General features: G+C 45.4%; 20 protein-coding genes. 5 read left to right on the forward strand and 15 right to left on the reverse strand.

Translation table 11 applies throughout. From position 1 onward, the window contains the following. Window positions 1-16: 16 nt before the first annotated feature. Window positions 17-865 (reverse strand): AraC family transcriptional regulator, encoded by an 849-nt coding sequence (locus MKZ16_RS05245; protein ID WP_036676452.1) that lies wholly within the window; start codon window positions 863-865, stop codon window positions 17-19. A gap of 201 nt (window positions 866-1,066) precedes the next feature. On the opposite strand from MKZ16_RS05245, the gene MKZ16_RS05250 reads away from it, so the two are divergent. After that, window positions 1,067-1,618, forward strand: a complete 552-nt coding sequence (locus tag MKZ16_RS05250; protein WP_076100480.1) for a general stress protein — start codon at window positions 1,067-1,069, stop codon at window positions 1,616-1,618. A gap of 87 nt (window positions 1,619-1,705) precedes the next feature. Here the strand turns inward: MKZ16_RS05250 and glpX are convergent, their stop codons facing one another. From glpX to MKZ16_RS05270, 4 genes are all read right to left on the reverse strand, one after another. Further along, window positions 1,706-2,701: a class II fructose-bisphosphatase gene (gene glpX, locus MKZ16_RS05255; protein WP_076104704.1), complete on the reverse strand. Its 996-nt coding sequence runs from the start codon at window positions 2,699-2,701 to the stop codon at window positions 1,706-1,708. Between the two features lie 44 nt (window positions 2,702-2,745). Further along, complete coding sequence (locus MKZ16_RS05260) at window positions 2,746-3,546, reverse strand: pyruvate, water dikinase regulatory protein (protein WP_081383794.1); 801 nt, start codon at window positions 3,544-3,546, stop codon at window positions 2,746-2,748. 18 nt (window positions 3,547-3,564) lie between these two features. Further along, the gene (locus tag MKZ16_RS05265) at window positions 3,565-4,239 is read right to left on the reverse strand and encodes a helix-turn-helix transcriptional regulator (protein WP_051490920.1); all 675 of its coding nucleotides are present in this window, start codon (window positions 4,237-4,239) and stop codon (window positions 3,565-3,567) included. A 125-nt stretch (window positions 4,240-4,364) separates the two neighbouring features. Continuing rightward, window positions 4,365-5,297: an EamA family transporter gene (locus MKZ16_RS05270; protein WP_036676439.1), complete on the reverse strand. Its 933-nt coding sequence runs from the start codon at window positions 5,295-5,297 to the stop codon at window positions 4,365-4,367. 166 nt (window positions 5,298-5,463) lie between these two features. Here MKZ16_RS05270 and MKZ16_RS05275 point away from each other — a divergent pair, with 166 nt between their 5' ends. The 3 genes from MKZ16_RS05275 to MKZ16_RS05285 all read left to right on the forward strand — a co-directional run bounded on the left by MKZ16_RS05275 (window position 5,464) and on the right by MKZ16_RS05285 (window position 8,043). Then, window positions 5,464-6,873 (forward strand): PLP-dependent aminotransferase family protein, encoded by a 1,410-nt coding sequence (locus tag MKZ16_RS05275; protein WP_076104703.1) that lies wholly within the window; start codon window positions 5,464-5,466, stop codon window positions 6,871-6,873. A gap of 200 nt (window positions 6,874-7,073) precedes the next feature. Then, entirely contained in the window at window positions 7,074-7,784 is a 711-nt protein-coding gene (locus MKZ16_RS05280) for a hypothetical protein (RefSeq protein ID WP_076104702.1), read from the forward strand. 130 nt (window positions 7,785-7,914) lie between these two features. Continuing rightward, window positions 7,915-8,043 carry a hypothetical protein gene (locus MKZ16_RS05285; protein WP_339815432.1) on the forward strand — a complete coding sequence of 43 codons (129 nt, stop codon included), beginning with the start codon at window positions 7,915-7,917 and terminating at the stop codon, window positions 8,041-8,043. Between the two features lie 674 nt (window positions 8,044-8,717). Here MKZ16_RS05285 and MKZ16_RS05290 read toward each other — a convergent pair. The 10 genes from MKZ16_RS05290 to MKZ16_RS05335 all read right to left on the reverse strand — a co-directional run bounded on the left by MKZ16_RS05290 (window position 8,718) and on the right by MKZ16_RS05335 (window position 18,041). Beyond that, window positions 8,718-10,127, reverse strand: a complete 1,410-nt coding sequence (locus MKZ16_RS05290; RefSeq protein WP_076104701.1) for a nucleoside recognition domain-containing protein — start codon at window positions 10,125-10,127, stop codon at window positions 8,718-8,720. Beyond that, complete coding sequence (locus MKZ16_RS05295; protein ID WP_038568974.1) at window positions 10,105-10,836, reverse strand: FeoB small GTPase domain-containing protein; 732 nt, start codon at window positions 10,834-10,836, stop codon at window positions 10,105-10,107. The genes MKZ16_RS05290 and MKZ16_RS05295 overlap by 23 nt, the downstream gene beginning before the upstream one ends. Next, window positions 10,833-11,087, reverse strand: a complete 255-nt coding sequence (locus MKZ16_RS05300) for a FeoA family protein (protein ID WP_036679839.1) — start codon at window positions 11,085-11,087, stop codon at window positions 10,833-10,835. Before MKZ16_RS05300 ends, MKZ16_RS05295 begins: the two co-directional genes overlap by 4 nt. A 226-nt stretch (window positions 11,088-11,313) precedes the next feature. Further along, a complete protein-coding gene (locus tag MKZ16_RS05305) occupies window positions 11,314-11,772 on the reverse strand; it encodes an SRPBCC domain-containing protein (protein WP_076104700.1) in 459 nt (152 codons plus the stop codon). 105 nt (window positions 11,773-11,877) lie between these two features. Then, window positions 11,878-12,834 (reverse strand): YafY family protein, encoded by a 957-nt coding sequence (locus MKZ16_RS05310; protein WP_038568975.1) that lies wholly within the window; start codon window positions 12,832-12,834, stop codon window positions 11,878-11,880. A gap of 144 nt (window positions 12,835-12,978) precedes the next feature. Then, entirely contained in the window at window positions 12,979-14,925 is a 1,947-nt protein-coding gene (locus MKZ16_RS05315; RefSeq protein WP_076104699.1) for an ABC transporter permease, read from the reverse strand. Then, on the reverse strand, window positions 14,900-15,670 hold the full coding sequence (locus MKZ16_RS05320) for an ABC transporter ATP-binding protein (RefSeq protein ID WP_036679832.1): 771 nt from the start codon (window positions 15,668-15,670) through the stop codon (window positions 14,900-14,902). The genes MKZ16_RS05315 and MKZ16_RS05320 overlap by 26 nt, the downstream gene beginning before the upstream one ends. A 239-nt stretch (window positions 15,671-15,909) precedes the next feature. Continuing rightward, complete coding sequence (locus MKZ16_RS05325; protein ID WP_076104698.1) at window positions 15,910-16,908, reverse strand: sensor histidine kinase; 999 nt, start codon at window positions 16,906-16,908, stop codon at window positions 15,910-15,912. Further along, window positions 16,905-17,603, reverse strand: a complete 699-nt coding sequence (locus MKZ16_RS05330) for a response regulator transcription factor (protein WP_076100491.1) — start codon at window positions 17,601-17,603, stop codon at window positions 16,905-16,907. The genes MKZ16_RS05325 and MKZ16_RS05330 overlap by 4 nt, the downstream gene beginning before the upstream one ends. Window positions 17,604-17,798: 195 nt before the next feature. After that, entirely contained in the window at window positions 17,799-18,041 is a 243-nt protein-coding gene (locus tag MKZ16_RS05335; RefSeq protein WP_143759034.1) for a hypothetical protein, read from the reverse strand. A gap of 1,145 nt (window positions 18,042-19,186) precedes the next feature. On the opposite strand from MKZ16_RS05335, the gene MKZ16_RS05340 reads away from it, so the two are divergent. Further along, complete coding sequence (locus tag MKZ16_RS05340) at window positions 19,187-20,092, forward strand: GNAT family N-acetyltransferase (RefSeq protein WP_076104696.1); 906 nt, start codon at window positions 19,187-19,189, stop codon at window positions 20,090-20,092. Window positions 20,093-20,129 lie beyond the last annotated feature (37 nt).

Consider the following 20,129-nt stretch of genomic DNA (forward strand, 5'->3'; position numbering starts at 1 on the left):
TCAGCAAGGAAGGAGTTTATAGTACAATGTCATTTTCGAGATGACGGCTACGGTATTCTTTTGGCGAACAACCTTTCACCTTCTTGAACATCCGCGAAAAGAGTAAGGGGTCCTGATAGCCTACAGAACGTGAGATTTCACCAATCGTGCATAGGGTCTCTGTCAGCAGCTCGCACGCCTTAGCGATGCGAAAATTTAATAAATACTGCTGTGGTGGCATACCTATTGTCCGTTTGAACAAGGAGGATAAATATTTGCGATCCAGCTTGAGCGAAGAGGACATCATCTCAACCGAAATATTTTCACAATAATGTGTATGCAAAAAGTGCAGGCATTGCTCGACGTAAATACTTTTTTGACGTGGTAAAGGAAGTACATCTGGAACTGCTGGCACCGCTCGAAGTAACAGAGAAAAGAACTCATACATAATTGCTTTTAGAGGTAGATCCAGGCTGTCCGAAGCTTCAGCTGCTTGTGTCAGGAGCTCGTATAGTTTCGGCATAAGCTGTTCATCCATTGGAAAGATCGGGTGCTCAGGTGACAAGGCGGTTTTGGCCAAAATATAATCAACCTGCTCCCCGGTAAAAGCTACCCAAGAATAGGTCCATGGATTTGCTATGTCTGCTGTGTAGGCAGTTACGATATGCGGATAGGTGAGAAAAGCTTGTCCTGGCTTAAGATAATGGGTTTGTTCACCCACAGTAACTTCACCTGTTCCTGCATGGATAAAATGTATCTTATATACGTCACGGACCCCAGGTCCAAAAAAATGCCCGGGAAGACACTGCTCCCGCCCCCAGTAATGGAGATGCAGGTCGGGATTGCCTCGGAAGGGACGCTCAGAATTATAGTTAAATATCGCCATGGATGATTCCTTCTCTTTCTTTTATAGAGTTGATCTAGGGTAGTTGTACCCGCTTACTTTTATTATACAGCATATTTTAGAAGGAATATGAACTCGGAATTGTTGCGAATTTAAATATCGTAGTTTATCCTTGTCCAGTTTGGTTAAGTAAGCTATGAAGCTGAACGTATGAGCTAACTACATCAATAGGAGGTAATGGAGATGAATAAGAGAATAGTGGGTGTCTTTGCTGCCGAATACGAAGCTTCGCGAGCTATTGAGGAGTTGAAGCGTCAGGGCTGTAGGACAGAGGATATTTCGATTATCGCGAGAAATAAAGCGGATGAGGAAACTCTTAGAGACGAGTCGGGAACCGTGGCCCCGGAAGGTATGGCTACAGGTGCAGCTACTGGTGGTCTGCTGGGTGGAGTAACGGGGCTGCTGATGGGAATTGGCGCTTTGGCTATTCCTGGTATTGGACCTATTATTGCAGCCGGACCTCTTGCGGCAACACTAGCCGGAGCGGCGATAGGCGCAGGCAGTGGCGGTTTAGTCGGCGGACTTATTGGCCTTGGTATCCCTGAAGAGGAAGCAGAAAGCTACGATAACTACGTGGATGAAGGTCATATTCTAGTAATGGTGGATGTGGAAGGCGAGCAGAAGGAGCAAGAAGTGAAACAAATCTTCACAAAGTATAACAGCCTGAACGCAGAACGCTTTGAGAAAGTTGCTAATATAGATCCATTAGCGAGTGAGCGTATTGGAAATAAATAAGAAGCAATTAGCATTCAGTGTAAAAAAAAAACAGGCTATCTCACTAGCAATGGATACTGTTAGTGAGATAGCCTGTTTTTTGTGGTTTTATAGAGAGACAGCATTTTGTCTAACGGTCAGCGCTTCTGGTATTTCTTTTCCTGGCAGGAAATGAATGCTGCGGATATAGCGGATCGTGCGGCTCTGTGCCCGCATGATTACCGAATGTGTCTCCGCGCGTTCTTTGCCGATAAAACGGACACCGTTCAGGAATTCACCTGACGTTACACCCGTGGCGGCAAAGAGGACGTCGCCCGTGCCAACCATGTCTTCCATGTATAGCACTCGCGTTGGATTGGCAATTCCCATGCGTACACAGCGCTGCAGCTCTATGGGTCCATCCGGGAGCAATCTGCCCTGCATTTCACCACCAAGGCATTTCAGTGCAGCGGCAGCAAGAACACCTTCCGGTGCTCCACCGGAACCCATATATAAATCGACATCGCTGTCTGGCAGTGCAGCCGCAATAGCGCCAGCGACATCTCCGTGACCAAGCAGCTTAATTCGTACCCCGGCTTCACGCAGGCTATTAATCAGCTGCTCATGCCGTTTGCGATCCAGCACCATTACGGTTAACTCGGAGAGGGATTTGCCAGTGTAATGGCAGGCTTTTTGCAGAGTGATCTCTACAGGGTCCTCGAGTCTAAGCTTACCGGCAAGCTCGGGTCCGCAGGCTAACTTCTCCATATAAATGTCCGGGGCATGCAGCAGGCTGCCTTTATCTGCTATAGCAATAACAGATTGCGCATTATGCAGGCCGCAGGCAACAACCTCAGTTCCTTCGAGTGGATCGACGGCTACATCGACAGAGGGACCTTTTTGGTTCCCGACTTTCTCACCAATATAGAGCATTGGAGCATCATCCATCTCTCCTTCACCAATCACAACAGTTCCGTCGATGGACACAGAATCGAACATGGAACGGATCGCAGTCGTGGCTGCATCATCTGCCGCATTTTTATCGCCCCGCCCAATCCAACGAGCCGAGGATAAAGCACCTAGTTCAGTTACCCGTACAATCTCAAGGGCCAGTTCGCGCTCCATTCTAATTCCCTCCAGTGCATTCTATATATTTTGTAAACTGAAATTTAGATATAACCCATAATAATACCAGCGGTTTCTTCTATAGCCTTGTCAGTAATATCAATTACAGGACAGCCCAGCTTGTTGAACAATGAAGTGGCGTATTCCATCTCTTCGGTGATCCGCTCCAGACTTGCATATTGGGAGCCTGTCGGTAATCCGAGAACCTTAAGCCGCTCAGAGCGGACCTTCAGCATGTACTCGGGTTTCATGGTTAATCCGATAAGCCGGTTCGGCGGCAAGCTTAATAGTTCTTGTGGAGGACCAATCTCCGGGATAATCGGATAGTTAACGACTTTTTTTCCTCTATGGGCTAAAAAGATGCTAAGCGGTGTCTTTGAAGTACGGGACATGCCCAGCAGAACGATATCGGCTTTGAGCATGGCACCCAGATCACGGCCGTCATCACAGGCGACGGTGAATTCTATAGCTTCTATGCGGCGGAAATAATTCTCGTCGAGCTGGTGGAGAAGACCCGGCCGCTGCTGAGGAGCATCGTCGAAGGTATCAATGAAGGCCTGCATCATTGGGCCCATGATATCAACGATCCGCAAATCAAGACGTACCGCTTCCTCGCGGATCATTTCTCTTAATTCTGGCTGCACTAATGTATAGGCGACAAAACCTTGATGCTGAGCTGCTTCTTCCATAAGCTTGCGTAGCTCGTCTTCATGCCTAATATTGCCGTATCTTTTAATGGTGACCTGCTGATTCTGAAATTGGTGAATAACGGCCTGCACGACAGCCTCTGCCGTATCTCCTATAGAATCCGAGCATATCGTTATTAAGTTGGAAGATTGCTCGATGCTCATGGGTTCCTCCTGTTATCCTTTGGCTTCAAGTTCGAGGAGAAGTTTGATGATGGAGGTTTTTGTTAAACGTCCTACCACATCCAGTTTTGTACCGCCGTCTTCAGCGGCGCTGGGAACAACCACCGGCAAACTGTCTACCTCGTGAAAAATCATCTTATGTGCAGCTTCAAGCACCGGCTCATCCGGTGAAGTTGTGACCACTTTGGGCTGGCGCGTCATAACCATGCTTACGGGCATGGAGACTGCACCGGGGTTGCCCAAGGTTACCTTTAGGAAATCCTTACGTGAAGCAACGCCCGTGAGTTTACCCTCTTCGTCACAGATAATAAGAGTGCCTACATCTTGTAGAAAAAGCGTAACTACGGCATCTTGAATAGTTGTGGTCTCACGGATAACTATAGGTACACTTTGAATTTCTTTGACCATCGTTTCCTGCAGCAGATAACCGCTTCCCTGACGACTGGATGATTTCAATCCTGGGAAGTACCCGACCTTCGGCTTGGCGTCGATATATTTGAGCATAACCAAAACAGACAGATCCGAGCGAATTGTAGGCCGGGTAAGATTCAAACTTTCGGCAATCTGTTCGCCGGTAATCGGAGCTCTTTTGTTAACGATATCGATAATCTCTATTTGACGTGATGTCAGTTCGATCACAATTCCCTCCACTTCCGATAAAAAAGGCATTCCTCTTTAGAAAAGAAGCGCCGTTAAGCGAATCCTCCTTTCATATATGAGTCATATTTAGCTGTATTTAATTTAACTTGTTTATATAATACGCAATAGTGGTCATAAATGCAATATATAGTACGTCATATATTTGATTTTTTTAACGCAACAGTGTTGATCTTCTTTTTTTGCAGTAATTGCTTTAAAGCATCAGCATTCACTAGGATTGTTCCGGCAATGATGGTGAACACTCCGAGAATCGTAATCCAAGATACGGACTCATTGTAAAAGAAAAAGCCTACACCCACCGCAATCGGTGGAGAAATATAAAGCCAGGTAGAAGGAAACACTGGGTTGGTCTTAGCTACGAGCCAGTAGAACAAGGTATGGCCGACCATGGAGCCGATAACTGTGAGATAGAGCAGTGAACCTGCTGTCTCGAATGAGAAGAGAAATGCAGGATGTACTTTTTCCGTGGCAAAAGAAAGAATGAATAACAGTGCACCGCCATACATCATTTGAGCCGCATTCAGTGCGATCGGTGAGACTTCAGGCATACTGTTAATTACTTTTTTGGAGTAAATCGCACCTACAGCATAGCAACACTCTCCAATTAGGACTACAGCGCAACCGATGAGCCACAGTGGTGAAATATCAACGGCGAGATTGGGGAGAACCAGCAGCAGTACGCCAGTGAAGCCGATGATGCAGCCATATAGGGAGATGGCGGGTGCTTTTTGCCGAAGAATAGAGGTTTGGAGCAGCAGGATCATGATCGGTCCAGTGGCAGAGAGTACAGCTGCAAGCCCTGAAGAAACATATTGTTCAGCCCAGTAGAGACCCGCGAAGGTGCCGAAGGTTAGAGCAGACCCGGTGAACAACATTTCTTTGCGCAACAGCAAGGAGAAGCTGGCTTTTCGTTTCCAGACCATCCATAGGAATAGAACAGCGCCCGCGACAAAAAATCTTAAGCCCGCTGAAAAAAAAGGAGGCGCACCGGCATCTACACCGATTTTGATAGCTAGAAAGGTCGTGCCGAAGATCAGACATACAAGTGCATAAGCAAATAAGATCATTTTGAAAGTCCCCTTTTGTGTGCTTTATAAAATATAAGAATTTATAAGCTGGCATTTTGTTAATCATATAGGGGAGTGGACAGAACAGATTACCTTGAGTAGAACAGATTAATTCAGAAATCGTGTACAATATGATTACTAGGTTGTTCGGAGAGGAGTTGGTCAGATGAAAAAAGTTGTAGGAGCGGAGCATAATCATCCCTTGTTTCGGCAGGTCTATGAATTTCTATTAAATCGCATGGAGCGAGGGGAGTGGGTCGCACATGATAAGCTTCCTTCTATACGGCTGCTGGCGGAGGAGCTTAAGGTACATCGACTGACCGTCTTCAAAGCGTACAGACGGTTGACGGAGGATGGAAAGGTTTATGTAAAAGATAAATCAGGATATTACGTGGCACCCATAATCTCGCTTCCTGCTATTGAAGTAGGAGCCGCAGTATCGGCTTATGCGCTCACTAACCCGCTGTCTGATATTCAGAGAGTGCCAGTTAAGTATCAGTTCTCGCAGGCGCTGATTGATCCGGGGCTGCTGCCGAATCTTTTTCTATCTGACTATGTCAAAAAAGTGTTCGATCTATATCCCAAGGTAATGGGAACGTACGCCTCGGTCCAGGGGGATAACGAGCTGCGTGAGACGTTAAGCCACCATTTTCGGAACCAACATCGGCTGCAGTTATCCTCGGAAGAGCTGCTTATTACCTCGGGTGCGCAGCAGGCGATCAATCTGATTGCCCGGATTGTGCTTGGTCCTCTGGATACGGTGCTTGTGGAGCGGCCTACTTATAGTGTTGCTATGGATATTTTTCGCCGGGAGGGGGCACGGTTGGTTCCGGTAGAGATCACTCCGGAGGGATATGATCTGGAGGAAGTAGAAGCTTTGATGAAAAAGCATAAGCCGCGTATGTTCTACATTAATCCAACGCATCACAATCCAACTGGATACACGGTACCTGTGCAACAACGCAAGCTGTTGGTAGAACTGGCCGAACGTTATCGCTGTTTACTGGTGGAGGATGACCCGTTCCGCGATATGTATTTTGATGAGGAGCCGCCGCCGCCCTTTTTTGCTTATGATACGGAGGGGTGGGTGATCTATATCAGCAGCTTCAGTAAATATGTAGCCCCTGGCTTACGAATCTGTGCGGTGGCCTGCCGATATCCATTTATGGAGCGTCTAATCACGGCCAAATCACTCGCAGACAATGGCACTCCGCTGCTGAATCAAAAAATATTTCTACATTACTACACCTCCCCACGCTTGCAACAGCATCTTGGTAAGCTGCGCATTGCGCTTCAAGTGCATAAGGAAATCGTGGAAGAGGAGCTGGCGGGAACTGGCTGGGAATGGACGACTCCGCAAGGCGGATTAAATCTATGGGTGAAACTACCGGAGCATCTTACGATGGATCGCCTGTTTGCTTCAAGTATGGCGCAGTCGATCGCTTTTGTTCCTGGGGAGTTATTTGATCCACTGGGGGAAATGAAGTCAAGGCTTCGCCTAAGTTATTCCTTTGCAAGCGAAGGGGTGCTGCGCGAAGGAATACAGCGTTTGATTGGGATCGCGCACAGTCTGTGAGTGGTACAGCAGGTATGGGGGATTAATGAAGAGGATATGAGGAGTTAAAGAGGATTAGAGGAATTAAAGAAGAAGATTAGAGGAATTAAAAAGAGGATTAGGGGAATTGCTCCCGGGTAAACTTGTATCACTTGTTTGGGAATTCCTGTAACACTTTCCACGTTTGCTCCGTCTGTAAGGTAAAGAAGGGGGTTATCAAAGTGCGAAAGATCAAAGTGCGAAAGATCAATTTCCGAAATTTTAATTTCCGAAGTCCAATGATGATATTTCTAGGTGTCCTATTAATATTTACGGCTTTGCTGACGGTGCGGCCCTCAGTCACTTACGCTTGTTCCTGTGTTATGCCTGCGGAGCCACTGGAAGCTCTTGAGAAAAGTACAGCTGTCTTTGTCGGGAAAGTAGTGGACATGAAGGAGCCGTCTCAGGGGAACATAATTTCTTCTGCTGATCCAGTAAAGGTAACCTTTGAGGTGGATTCCAGCTGGAAAGGGGTCGAGGGAAACCAAGTTACATTGACTACGGCTTTATCTTCTGCAAGCTGCGGCTTTGAGTTTGTGGAAGGGGAAAGTTACATTGTCTATGCTTATGCTAGAGACGGTGGAGACTCTGGTAATCTGGAGGCTAGTTTATGCAGTCGAACTAAGCGGCTAACCGCTGACTCAGTGGATCTAAAAGAGCTGGGGCCGGGTATTTCGGCAACGACGCCTACCGCTTCTCCGGAGGTAACCCCGAATAATTCACCGGAGTCAGGAGCAGGGAGTAATGAGCCTGATCAAACGGGGGACCCCGCTGTGGACAGTGATTCCTTTCCACTTGTTACTGTGGGGATCAGTGGAATAATTATCGTTCTAGTAACTATCGCTGGGGCTGTTCTATACCGTCGTAGAAATGATGGAACGCGCAAAAAATGACTCTACCTGTAGAGTCACGTCATGTAATGGTGAGATCAAAGTAGGCAGTAAGAGTATATAAGGTGTTGTGCTGAAATAAGCGGTCGCTCGGGATAACATCCGAGCGACCGCTTATTTGTTTGAGATGACCTTGAGTAACTGGTGGGCTTGTTGGTGGCTGCTGGTGGTTGTGCTGGTGCTGGTGGTGCTGGTGGTGCTGGTGGTTGTGCTGGTGGTTGTGCTCAATTGTAGCTCGGAACCATCTAGAATCAATAATTAGGGAAATCCTCCCTGATTTTATCGTGTTTTACTCAATATTAGCGATAATTGGGGAATTCCTCCCTAAAATTCTGCGGAAATTGCCCTTTTTGCCTATAATCGGCTAATTATTAGGGAGAAATTCCGCAAAAAGTTCAATGTGTGCTTATAAAGTACGATTATTAGGGAGGAATTCCGCAAAAAGTTCAACGTGCGCTTATGAAGTTCGATTTTTAGGGAGAAATTCCGCAAAAAGTCCAACGTGTGCTTATAAAGTTCGATTATTAGGGAGAAATTCTGCAAAAAGTTCAATGTGTGCCTATAAAGTTCGGATTTGAGGGGGAAATTCCCTAAATATGATTTCAAAGTGGGCGGGACTTTGTGAAGCAAATTCTAGTTATTGTTGGTGTTGCAAAGTGAAGCAAGATGAACTCTAGATATTGTAGGGTGTTGCAAAGTGAAGCAAGTTGAACTTTAGATGTTGTAAGGTAAAGTAAGGTGAATTCCGTGTAGCAAGGTTAATTTGGGTGATGTGATTAAGGTGAATTTAATGAGTTAATGATGAATTTTTGCGATGTAAGTTGAAATCAGTTGAAGTTAGTTGTGAAGTTACTTGAAGCTAGTTGAAGTCAGATAAAATTAGTTAAAGTTAGAAGATGTCAATTGAGTTTAGATCGCAAGCCTACCTCGCCCTCGTCACACCCACCCAAATAACCGGGTAAGCTGAGCGACAGCAAAGGTTACTCCGATGGCGATACCCAGCGGAATGACTGCTGAGAGAACGGCCCACTTCATGCTTTTTGTTTCCTTGTAAATGTTCACGAGTGTCGTACCACAAGGATAGTGAAGCAGGGAGAACAGCATCATGTTGAGTGCGGTCAGCCAGGTCCAGCCATGTGAGAGAAAGACATCTTTGATACTGCCTAAACTGTCGATATCAACCATAGCGCCTGAGGACATATAGCCCATAAGCAAGATAGGCAATACGATTTCATTCGCAGGAAGTCCAAGAATAAAGGCCATGATGATAAAGCCGTCCATGCCGAGCATATGTGCAAACGGATCAAAGAATGCAGCCATATGATTCAGTACAGAATCGCCGCCAATAAACAGATTGCCTAGAATCCAAGTGATAATCCCGGCAGGGGCAGCAACGACGATAGCCCGAGTAAGTACGTTAAGGGACTTATCTTTGGAGGAAATAAGTATGGTCTTCCAGATTTGTGGACGGCGGTAGGGAGGAAGCTCCAATGTGTAATGTGTGGGAACCCCACGCAGCGCAGTTTTGGACATGACCCAGGAAACGGTTAAGGTAACAATGATGCCGATTAGAACCATTCCCATTAGGACGGAGGCAGTGGTGAATGTACGAAGCGCACCTGTCGTAGCGGCTCCTGCCATAAATAAGGAAGACAATAAAATCAGCGTGGGCCAGCGGCCGTTGCAAGGGACAAAATTGTTGGTCAGTATAGCCAGCATTCGTTCACGCGGCGATTCGATGATTCGTGTGGAGAGGATAGCGGCCGCGTTACAGCCGAAGCCCATGGACATGGTTAAAGCTTGCTTGCCATGACCACCTGATTTTTTGAACAGTCGGTCCATGTTAAAAGCAACGCGTGGCAGATACCCGAAATTCTCAAGCAGAGCGAATACGGGGAAAAAGATCATCATTGGTGGCAGCATGACACTGATTACCCATGAGGTGCCTCGATACAAGCCAAGCACAAGCACGCCGTGCAGCCAAGCTGGGGCATGGAGAGCTTCAAATCCCGCTGTCAGATATCCTTCAATGAAGCCAAAGAAGGAAGCGAGCCAGCTAGAAGGGTAGTTAGCCCCGGCAATCGTAATCCAGAATACGACACCGAGAATGGCGAGCATGATGGGAAAACCCCAAATTTTTGAGGTCACGATATTATCCAGCTTATAAGTGCTGTTCAGTTTCTTCTTATCCCGATAAGTAACTGCATCCCCGCAGATGCCTGCAGATACCCCGTATATACCACTGACAATCTCATCCCGAATGGCTCCGCCGTCAGCGAGCTTTTTTGCGGTAGACAATAGGGAATCTAGAGCGTCAGATCCCTTAGTGATAGGCAGTGACTCCATGGCCGATGACCTCCTTTGCTTCGGGTAAATCCTTGCTTTTCATATGCTCTTTGAGTGAAGTAAGCAGGCTGTCATCACCGTCCAATAAGCGCAGTGCAATCCAGCGAGCGGGATATTTGGTGCCGATGGTTTGCTCTACCAATGGTGTAAGCTCGGCAATTCCCCGTTCGATCTCTTCGTTGTAACTAATGCGCAACGGCTGCGCTGTGAATGCGCCTGTAGCCACTCGCTCCACTTGATCCAATAAGGCATCGATCCCGATTTTATTGCGTGCCGATATCGCAACGACGGGTACGCCGAGACGTTTGGAGATACTCTTCAGGTTGATGTCGATGCCCAGCTTACGTGCTTCATCAATGAGGTTGATGCAGACAACCGCCCGTCCGGTAATCTCCAGCACTTGCAAGGCAAGATTGAGATTACGTTCCAGCGAAGTAGCGTCAAGCACTACAAGTGTCACATCTGGCTGTTCAAAAATAATATAATCTCTAGCCGCTTCTTCATCCGCGGAATTTGAGTATAGGGAGTACGTTCCTGGTAAATCTACCGCGAGGTATGAATGGTTATTGTGTTTGAATTCCCCTTCGGCAGTAATGACGGTCTTACCTGCCCAGTTTCCAGTATGCTGTCGCATGCCGGTTAGCAGGTTGAATAGTGTGCTTTTTCCAGTGTTAGGATTGCCTGCAAAAGCGACGGTGAACTGACTCATGCTTCTACACCTCCAATTAATTCTCCGAATATTAAAGAACTTTCTTCTCTACGCAATGCAATGGTCGTATTGCTTACCCGAAAAGCTATAGGATCTCCTAATGGACTACGCCGCAACACCTCTACGATATTCCCGACTACGAACCCGAGGTCCAGTAATCTTCTTCTAAGCACACCTTGGACTTCAATGTCGCTGATGCGCAGCGTGCTACCCTTTGCAGCTTCTGATAAAGGAATAGTTGTTCCAGTCATGAGATCCCTTCTTTCATTTATATTTTTACCGCCTATGGTTTTTATTTTGTGTATTAGAACATTTCTTGTAGTCTGGCACAACATTAGTATATGGCAACAACTTTGTCCCTGCAACAAGAATGTTTCCCTTAGGCAAAATAAAATTAAGCAAAAAAAGCCCATGACGAAAAAGGGCTTGTACGCTCTTTTCCGCAGGGTTGAGCTTAATTCCTAATTAGCAGTAAAATTACGACCAGCTGCCAAAATCAAGTGTACGTCCGGTCTCGACCAAGGTTTTAATATTACTCAGAACCTGCCACCAGGCGTTGATACTGCCAGCATAGGAAGGATCATCAGGATGCCATTCATCGTGGATAAGCGTAAGCTTAGTAGTTCCACCCACCGGTTCAAGCAGCCAAGATATACGCGATTCATATCTTTCTGTACCCTTATGATAGGAGGGGCCGACCTTATGCGTGAAACGAAACGCTTTTTGTGGAGTGAACTCCAGCAGAGTCCCATATACATGTATCGTTTCATCGCCATCTGCACCGGGACCAACATATTCCAGCAATTCGCCTTCTTTAAAGGTGGATTGGATTACGCTCCCGTAGTAAATCTGTTTAGTACCTTCCGGAGAGATCAAAGTCTCCCATACCTGCTCAGGTGTTCCGCCAATATAAAATTCATAGTGAAGTTCTTTCATTTGTTATTCCTCCTTGGTTTGTACAATCATTTATTCCCTTAGACTTATTTACACTATACAAAAGGATCACTGACAACTACGGTCAGTGATCCTAAAATAATCATTTTAAGTTTTATAATAAGCTGCCAGATCGGTAGCTATAGCGGACAGCTTTTGCTTCAGAGCTAAAGGCTCTAGGATTCGTAGTGTTGATCCATAAGGCAACAAGAAGTAAGGCGCATAAGTCAGTAAGGAGGTCTCATCGACTTGAAAGCGGGCTTGTCCGTCAATACGCTGCACCAGAGTATGTCCAAACAGCCAATGACTGCATAGATCGTTCAGGATTCCTTCATCAGCGGCGATGACTACTGCTATGAGTTTCTCTGGAGTATTTGGTGTTGGCAGCAAGCTTTTTAACAAAAAATCACGTGCAGAGAAGTCAGCAGGACGGGCAAACACAGCTTCTGTACGTTTCAGTTCAGTCATTCTATCGACTCGGAAAGACCGAATTCCTTGCCTCTGATGGCAATAAGCAACGGTGTACCACTGCCCTTTCCACAGTACAAGTCCATAAGGATCAATAGCGCGGGAAGAAATTGTCTCCCCGTTTCCCTTCCGATATTCCATCTGGAGGGTATGTCCGTTCGCCGTCGCTAATTCAAGCTCTTGCAGCAGGTGGGGAAGCGGCACAGCAGGGGAGTGGATGGTTTCTATCCCGCCCTCATGACGCTCCATCTGTTCTAATTGCTGCGCATTGCTGTATCGTTTCAGTTTGGCGATTGCTTGATCTAGAGCTTCTACATAAGGATATCCAGTTCCCCGCGCAAAGGAGGCGGCTTGCAGGAGGGAACGCTGTTCGTCGGAGTCAAAGAATAACGGGGCCTCGGAAAAATGCTCCGGAAGGCTATAGCCACCACCAGGTCCACTATCCGCGATAATGGGTACGCCACTGATGCATAACGCGTCGATGTAACGATAGACAGAGCGGACACTGATCTCTAGCGCTTCTGCTAGTTCCCCGGCGGTTCTTCCCCGTTGCTTGAGCATCCAGAGAATGGATAACATGTGATCAGCCTTGGACATAAATCAAGAACCTCCTTGCTTCATTAATTAATAGCTCACTAACTATAGCAAATTGCCTAATGATCAGCTAGAGAACCTTTTGGTGCTGACATAAGTTCCAAGCCGCGAAGTACATCCAGGGTTATGATTCTTTTCGACATGTCGTTACACCATTATTTTCTTGAGACTATGAATGTAACGTGATCTCGCAATAAGGAAATAGATAGTTTGCACAACCAGAAATACAGCTGATGTAGTAAGCACGGGCACAGTTACATTTGTGATATTAATCTGTTTCAGTATCGGACGAATCACGACAAGAGTCTGGATGGTGGCAATAATAATCGGAATATAGAAAAGTACCGAAATCTGTTTGGTAGCAGAAGCTGACATTTCTTTAGTGCTTAAACCGATTTTGGATAAAGCATTATACATTTGCTTATCTGTATTGAGCTCAGTATGAAGCTTAAAAAAGAGAAAGCTGGCCGATGAAAGCGAGAAGATCAGAGCGATAAAAATCCCTATAAAGCTAAGCATGGCAGCTCCCTGCTTGGTCGATAGATAGCTGTCTGCTCGCGATCCCAGTATAGCGCTGTATTGATGGTTAGCCTTGTTAGCGGCTTTATTCCATTGGATGAGGTCTCTGGTGACAACAGCTTCAGCTGAGCTGTCATTAGGTGTAGGACCGTCCCATGCAGGGATTTTGTATAGATATTTCACATAAGGTCTCGTGTACTTCTCTGTTGAAGTAGAAATCTTATGATATAAGTTGTCATCTACGATTAGAAGTGAGGTGGCCATTGGATCTACTGGATGCACCTTTGGTGTTCGTAATTCTTTTAGCATCAGCTCCGCATCTTTCTGAACCTTCAAATGAATCGCTCGATCAGCAGCAAAATTCTGTGAATCCATATGTGGGTTCAGCAGTAATACAGCTTCTTTTTCAGACAAGGGCCCAACCTCGGACACATCCATTTGTAAGCCCAGTTGATTGAACTGTGAGCGGGATATCAGATCAATTCCAAGTATTTTTTCCTTATCGATTCCTTGAATGGAAGCAGAGATTAGTTCTACTTTATTCTCTGTGTACTCGACTTTAGCATTCTTTAATTTAGTGTGAATGGGCTCTAAATCTGGTGCTTCATCCTTCGGATCATAAATCGTATAACTCACAGCGAATGGGGATTTTTTATAGAGGTCTGAGTTCGCTTGATTAATCGATAAAAGAATCCCCGATGCCATGCAGGCAAGCGAGGTAACTACAGTTACAAGGAAGAGCATTCTTGCATTGTCTTTAATCTTATAACTCATCTCAGAAATCCACAGCAGATTGGTTCCGCGCCACAGCCGCTTGCGTCTTAGTTTTAGTAAGCGAATGCCCAATACAGATAACTGAGAGTAGAAAAAGTAGGTTCCAGCGATACCTGTGACAGCGGCGACTAACAGTGAGGTCGGGGACAATTGCTTCCGAATCGCGAGAGCGCCGACGGTCAACAGTAGAAGCCCAAAGAATGAGAACAATAAGGAGACACGGGGTTCTTTTTTAGGTTTAACATTTCCCTTAAGCAGTTCAAGAACTTGATGCTTACGAATGAACAATAATGTGAAGATCGAAATGACCAGAAATAATGAAATGAAAGAGATAGAGGTAATCATTAACGCCTTCATTGGCCAATAAAAGGGCAGTGGCTCCATGCCCATAATTGTCGTGCTTAGCAGCAAAAATAACTTGGATAAAAGCATGCCGAAAGACACACCTGTTACAATAGAGAGCAGTCCGATAAGCATATTTTCTATAAGAATCAGCTTGTTGATCTGGCCAGGGCGTGCGCCTAAAATCATCAGTATGCCGAACTCCAGATTACGCATTTTCAGAAATGCGCTAATCGAATATAGAACGAAAAAGAACGCAAAGATAAACACGATGTAAGAAGCAATTTGCATGCCGGAGGCTGAATTCGCACCCAGCTCGATGTTGGTAATACTAGGGTGGTAAATAAAGACTGAATAAGAGAAAAAGATCATGACCATAAAAGCACTGCTTAAGAAAAAAGCAAAATAAGCGCGTGAATTACGGCGTACATTATTAAACGCGAATTGAGGAAAGTTCATGACTATTCCCTCCCCAGAACGAAAGTGTGTCGATAATCTTTTGGAAGAAGGCCTGACGGTTATCGCCCCGATGAATTTCCGCTGCTAGTTTGCCGTCTTTTATAAAAACAATTCGGTTGCAGTAGCTCGCTGCCAGTGGATCATGTGTTACGAGCATTAGCGTGGTGCCTTCTTTGTGATTAATATCCTCCAGCGATTCCATCACCATCCGCGAAGAATTGGAGTCAAGCGCACCCGTAGGTTCATCGGCCAAAATAATCGAAGGAGAGGTGATGATCGCCCGGGCAATTGCGGTCCGCTGACGTTGTCCCCCTGAAATTTCATAGGTGCGTTTGCTCAGAATATCGGTAATGTTTAAGCGTTCTGCGACTCTTTGAAGCAAGATCTCCATCTGGGAGAGCTTACGGTTATCCAAAGTCAGGGGCAGCACAATATTCTCGGCGACGGTTAATGTCTCAAGCAGGTTGAAGTCCTGAAACACAAAGCCTAGTTGTTTTCGGCGAAAGTGGGCGAGCTCTTTTTTATTCAAAAGATAAGGGTTGCTGCCATTGATATTCACTTCGCCAGAGGACGGCTGGTCGATTGTGGATACCATATTGAGCAGTGTTGTTTTACCGCTACCAGACGGTCCCATAATTCCGACAAATTCACCTTTTTCAATATTTAGATGAATATCAGTGAGGGCTTGGGTCACTATTTTGCCGGGGTATACCTTATGAAGTCCTTTGACTTCCAATACGTTCATATCATTCATTCCTTCCAATACAAAAATGATTTCATCCGCCTTATTCGGGGAACGGGTTATGTATATAATTTATAAGATCGAGAGATTAGCTGCTATGGATTTACCTTAAGGTTTCCTTACAGAGAAGTTAAGGTTATGTTCGCCTTTCTCCTTGTGAAGAATGGGTTGAGAGATAAGTAACCTATAAAGAAGAAGGAGGCTTCAAAGCCATGAATAATGACGACGAAGTCCCCTCAATATTATTTCTGTAGATGATCACTGTTGCTAAAAATAAGCCGCACGCGGGTTCCTTCCCCGAGCCGGGACTGAATATCCACCTTGTGTTCGAGCCTGTTGCAAATCTCCCGGACGAGATACAGCCCCATCCCTGTCGATTCATGATAATGTCGTCCGCGGTCACCCGTAAAGTAGGGATTAAAGACCCGCTTCAGATCCTCAGGAGAAATGCCGATCCCTTGATCGGTAATATCCAGAATAGTGTCGGTGCCCACACGCTGAGCTGAGAGGGTAACGGTTTTGCCAGAACCGGAGGTATAGTTTACGGCATTAGTTAAGATTTGGGCCAGCATAAACATTAACCATTTGGCATCGCTATATACCGCTAGATTGGCATCCACCTGTATATCTACTTTTATGCCCCGGCGTATGAATAGTCTGCGATTTTCGGCTACCGCCTCACTAACGGTTTTGCGCAGAAGTAACGGTTCAACTTGAAAATCATTTTCAAATCGGTCAAGTCTTGAAGTGTAGATAACCATCTCCAGCCCTCCGCGCAGACGTTCCAGTTCCTCCTGAATACTTGCGGCAGCCTCCTCTTCAAGATCCTTTAGCGTAAGCTGAATTACAGAGAGCGGGGTCTTCATTTGATGAACCCAGCGATTCATGAATACGATATGCTGATCCATCTGGCGCGCATGCGCATTCACTTGCTCTTGATATTGGCGGTCAATCAGCTGCAATAACTCATGGATAGCTTCTGAAAGAGGAGTGTCTCCTAAGGAAACAAGATGTTTTTGGAGCATGTCCATAGGTTCGCTTAATGCCGCATACAATCTCCGGTGCTGAACGTATCGGTAGCCTAGATATAGCAGTAGAACTACGGTACTCAAGGCGATTCCATAAAGCATGATAGAGATCGGTCTGCTCTCACCAGACAGCCAATACAGCAAAGGGATAAGCAGCATCTGAAGCAGATAGAATAGGATCAGTGAGATCTGGTCTCTCCAAAAAAGCCTCATGGCGTATCCTTAGAGACATTAAGCCGATAGCCAGCGCCTCTTACGGTTTCCACAATGTCACCAAGACCGAGATCCTTGAGCTTTTTGCGGACACGGGTTATGTAGACATTTAATGTATTGTCATCTATGAAATGCTGATCCTTCCACATGAGATCGAGCAGACGCTCCCGGTTAACCACTCGTCCTTCCTTAAGCAGTAAAGCTTCCAGTAGAACCGCTTCCTTCTGGGTTAGCTCACTCGTGTGCCCGTCGTATTGGATCACATATCGTTCAGGATAGAGGATTAAACCTCCAGACTGGAGTTTATGCTCTTCTTGAGTCTGTGAGTATGAACCGTATGCTCTACGTATGTGGCTGCGGATTTTGGCAAGCACAACCTCATAGTGAAAAGGCTTAGTGATATAATCGTCCCCGCCATTCTCAAGCGCCATCACCTGATCCATTCCACTATCCCGTGCAGAAATGAACAGAATCGGGCAGAGTGAGAGGGAACGGATCTGGCGGCACCAGTAGAACCCATCATATTTAGGCAGATTGACGTCCAGTAAGATAAGGTCAGCCGAGCTTTCATTAAAAGTCTCCAGCACCCTGTTGAAATCCTCTACAATAATTGTACGGAACCCATATTTCGATAGGTACGTGCTCAGCAAGCTTGCCAGCTTGGCATCGTCCTCTATGATTAGAATTGTCTCCATATTTTCACTCCTTTGTTCAGTAATACAGTAACATGGACAAGGAAAATTATGCAAAAAGAGTACTCTTATTCGTGGTCAACGTAAGAATCTAGCTAGATTTACCGAAGGGGAATTTAGCTGATCTAAGTCTAGCTGACCTAGCCTAGCTGACCTAGCCTAGCTGGCCTAGCTCTAGCTGATCTAGCTCTAGCTAACCTAGCCTAGCTGACCTAGCTGTAGCTGACCTAGTTCTAGCTGACCTAGCTCTAGCTGACCTAGCTGTAGCTGGCCTAGCTCTAGCTGACCTAGCTCTAGCTGAATAGCTCTAGCTGATCCAACTTTAACCGATCTACCGCTAATCGATCCAAAACTAACTGATCTAAAATCTAACTCAGCTAGATCTATGCAATCCAAATTTAGCTCAAGCGGCTTATCCAGACTTAATTGCACTTTGTACACTTATTTCTGCGTAGATAGTCCATAGAAGCCATTTAATTGCACTTCGTGCAACTAAAAAGGGTGAATTCGGTGCAATTAAAGGAAAACCGGAAATTTAACTGCACGAAATACAACTAAACTAACTTTTGAATGAGCATTCTGAGGAATAGTTGCACTAAATGCAGTTAACGGATGCGTGGAGCTCATATATCGCTTGAAAATGCTTGATCAGTGACTATTTCCTCCAGAAGAAGATCGCCCACTCAACAAACTTACTCTAATTGCACTTTGTACACTTATTTCTGCGTAGTTGGTCATTAGAAGCCATTTAATTGCACTTCGTGCAACTAAAAAGGGTGAATTCGGTGCAATTAAAGGAAAACCAGAAATTTAACTGCACGAAATACAACTAAACTAACTTTTGAATGAGCATTCTGAGGAATAGTTGCACTAAATGCAGTTAACGGATGCGTGGAGCTCATATATCGCTTGAAAATGCTTGATCAGTGACTATTTCCTCCAGAAGAAGATCGCCCACTCAACAAACTTACTCTAATTGCACTTTGTACACTTATTTCTGCGTAGTTGGTCATTAGAAGCCATTTAATTGCACTTCGTGCAACTAAAAAGGGTGAATTCGGTGCAATTAAAGGAAAACCAGAAATTTAACTGCACGAAATACAACTAAACTAACTTTTGAATGAGCATTCTGAGGAATAGTTGCACTAAATGCAGTTAACGGATGCGTGGAGCTCATAATTATCGCTTGAGAAAGCTTGATCAGTGACTATTTCCTCCGGAAGAGATCGCGAACGCCAAAACTTTCTCTAATTGCACTTTGTACACTTATTTCTGAGTAGATAGTCCTTAGAAGCCATTTAATTGCACTCTGTGCAACTAAACAGGGTGAATTCGGTACATTTAAAGAAAAACCAGAAATTTAACTGCACGAAATACAACTAACTATCTTTTAAAGGACCATTCTGAGGAATAGTTGCACTAAATGCAGTTAACGGATGTGTGGAGCTCATAATTTTCACTCAAGAAATGTTTGTTTTGTGAACGTACGGATCATATTCGGTAGTATAAAATAATAATAACTAATTATGATATATGCTTCATTTTGCATCCCCCTTAATATGAAATTAAAGAGAGGGGCGCGGAAAATGAACATTAATTTTAGAAGCTACCGTTCAGAAGATCTGCTAAAGGTACGTCATTTTCTTATACAAAGTTATAGTAAGCTGAAGACTCCAAATACCTGGCTTATAGACCGCTGGGAATTCGTTGTTTTTTTTCAGGAGACGAGAAGTGGAACGCTGGAGCAGTGGGAACAAAAAGTAGGCTTATGGGAGTATGAGAATGGAGAGCTTGCAGCTGTAGTGTGCAGGGACGATGGGTTCTATTTTCAGTGTGCTGAGATGAATCCTCCGGAAAAATTACTTGAAGAAATGTTCGCTTTTGCTGAACAAAAAGCTGAGGAAGAGAACGGTGGTTACGTAGAGCTGTATGTGCCAATACCGGAGAATATGACTTCTGCGGCGGAGGTTGCTCGTAAGAGGGGGTATCATCAAACGGGTGGTAAGGAAAGCGTAAACTCCTTGCGATTGGATAAGGAATTTCCTGTGGAGCTCCCCTCTGGATTCAGAATTTGCAGCGGAGATGAGATCGAGGTTACTGCAAAAGCGCTCGGACATATTATGGCCTTCGACTATGCAGAAACGGTGGAGGCAGAACTCACGCTGCTGCATTATGGGAATATGAGTAACGCTCCAAGTTATAATCCGCAGCTCGATCTTAGCGTTGTGAATGACGCGGGCGAAGTGGTTTCCTTTTGTAATATTTTTTGGGACAGCAGCAATAGAATTGGTATTCTGGAGCCTGTAGGCACATCCATTAATTATCGAAAGCTAGGACTGGGACGGGCGGTCCTACACGAAGGATTTAACCGTTTAAAACAACTCGGAGCTAGTAAAGTTTACGTAGGTTCGATGCAGCCTTTCTACGAGAAATTGGGCTTTACTACTGAAGTTTGGTTGCAGGTGTGGGAATATTCAGGTCACACAGATTAAGTTGCACCGGCTGCCCCCAACACTGGATCTGTCAGCA

The sequence above is a fragment of the Paenibacillus sp. FSL R5-0928 genome (assembly GCF_037970385.1).
GTDB lineage: Bacteria > Bacillota > Bacilli > Paenibacillales > Paenibacillaceae > Paenibacillus_AQ > Paenibacillus_AQ odorifer.

What these genes read in the sequence shown, in the direction of transcription:
- MKZ16_RS05245 (WP_036676452.1), bottom strand. Translation starts at nt 865, where the DNA reads ATGGCGATATTTAACTATAATTCTGAGCGTCCCTTCCGAGGCAATCCC.
- MKZ16_RS05250 (WP_076100480.1), top strand. Translation starts at nt 1,067, where the DNA reads ATGAATAAGAGAATAGTGGGTGTCTTTGCTGCCGAATACGAAGCTTCG.
- glpX (WP_076104704.1), bottom strand. Translation starts at nt 2,701, where the DNA reads ATGGAGCGCGAACTGGCCCTTGAGATTGTACGGGTAACTGAACTAGGT.
- MKZ16_RS05265 (WP_051490920.1), bottom strand. Translation starts at nt 4,239, where the DNA reads ATGCCTTTTTTATCGGAAGTGGAGGGAATTGTGATCGAACTGACATCA.
- MKZ16_RS05270 (WP_036676439.1), bottom strand. Translation starts at nt 5,297, where the DNA reads ATGATCTTATTTGCTTATGCACTTGTATGTCTGATCTTCGGCACGACC.
- MKZ16_RS05275 (WP_076104703.1), top strand. Translation starts at nt 5,464, where the DNA reads ATGAAAAAAGTTGTAGGAGCGGAGCATAATCATCCCTTGTTTCGGCAG.
- MKZ16_RS05290 (WP_076104701.1), bottom strand. Translation starts at nt 10,127, where the DNA reads ATGGAGTCACTGCCTATCACTAAGGGATCTGACGCTCTAGATTCCCTA.
- MKZ16_RS05295 (WP_038568974.1), bottom strand. Translation starts at nt 10,836, where the DNA reads ATGAGTCAGTTCACCGTCGCTTTTGCAGGCAATCCTAACACTGGAAAA.
- MKZ16_RS05300 (WP_036679839.1), bottom strand. Translation starts at nt 11,087, where the DNA reads ATGACTGGAACAACTATTCCTTTATCAGAAGCTGCAAAGGGTAGCACG.
- MKZ16_RS05305 (WP_076104700.1), bottom strand. Translation starts at nt 11,772, where the DNA reads ATGAAAGAACTTCACTATGAATTTTATATTGGCGGAACACCTGAGCAG.
- MKZ16_RS05310 (WP_038568975.1), bottom strand. Translation starts at nt 12,834, where the DNA reads ATGTCCAAGGCTGATCACATGTTATCCATTCTCTGGATGCTCAAGCAA.
- MKZ16_RS05315 (WP_076104699.1), bottom strand. Translation starts at nt 14,925, where the DNA reads ATGAACTTTCCTCAATTCGCGTTTAATAATGTACGCCGTAATTCACGC.
- MKZ16_RS05320 (WP_036679832.1), bottom strand. Translation starts at nt 15,670, where the DNA reads ATGAACGTATTGGAAGTCAAAGGACTTCATAAGGTATACCCCGGCAAA.
- MKZ16_RS05325 (WP_076104698.1), bottom strand. Translation starts at nt 16,908, where the DNA reads ATGAGGCTTTTTTGGAGAGACCAGATCTCACTGATCCTATTCTATCTG.
- MKZ16_RS05330 (WP_076100491.1), bottom strand. Translation starts at nt 17,603, where the DNA reads ATGGAGACAATTCTAATCATAGAGGACGATGCCAAGCTGGCAAGCTTG.
- MKZ16_RS05340 (WP_076104696.1), top strand. Translation starts at nt 19,187, where the DNA reads ATGAACATTAATTTTAGAAGCTACCGTTCAGAAGATCTGCTAAAGGTA.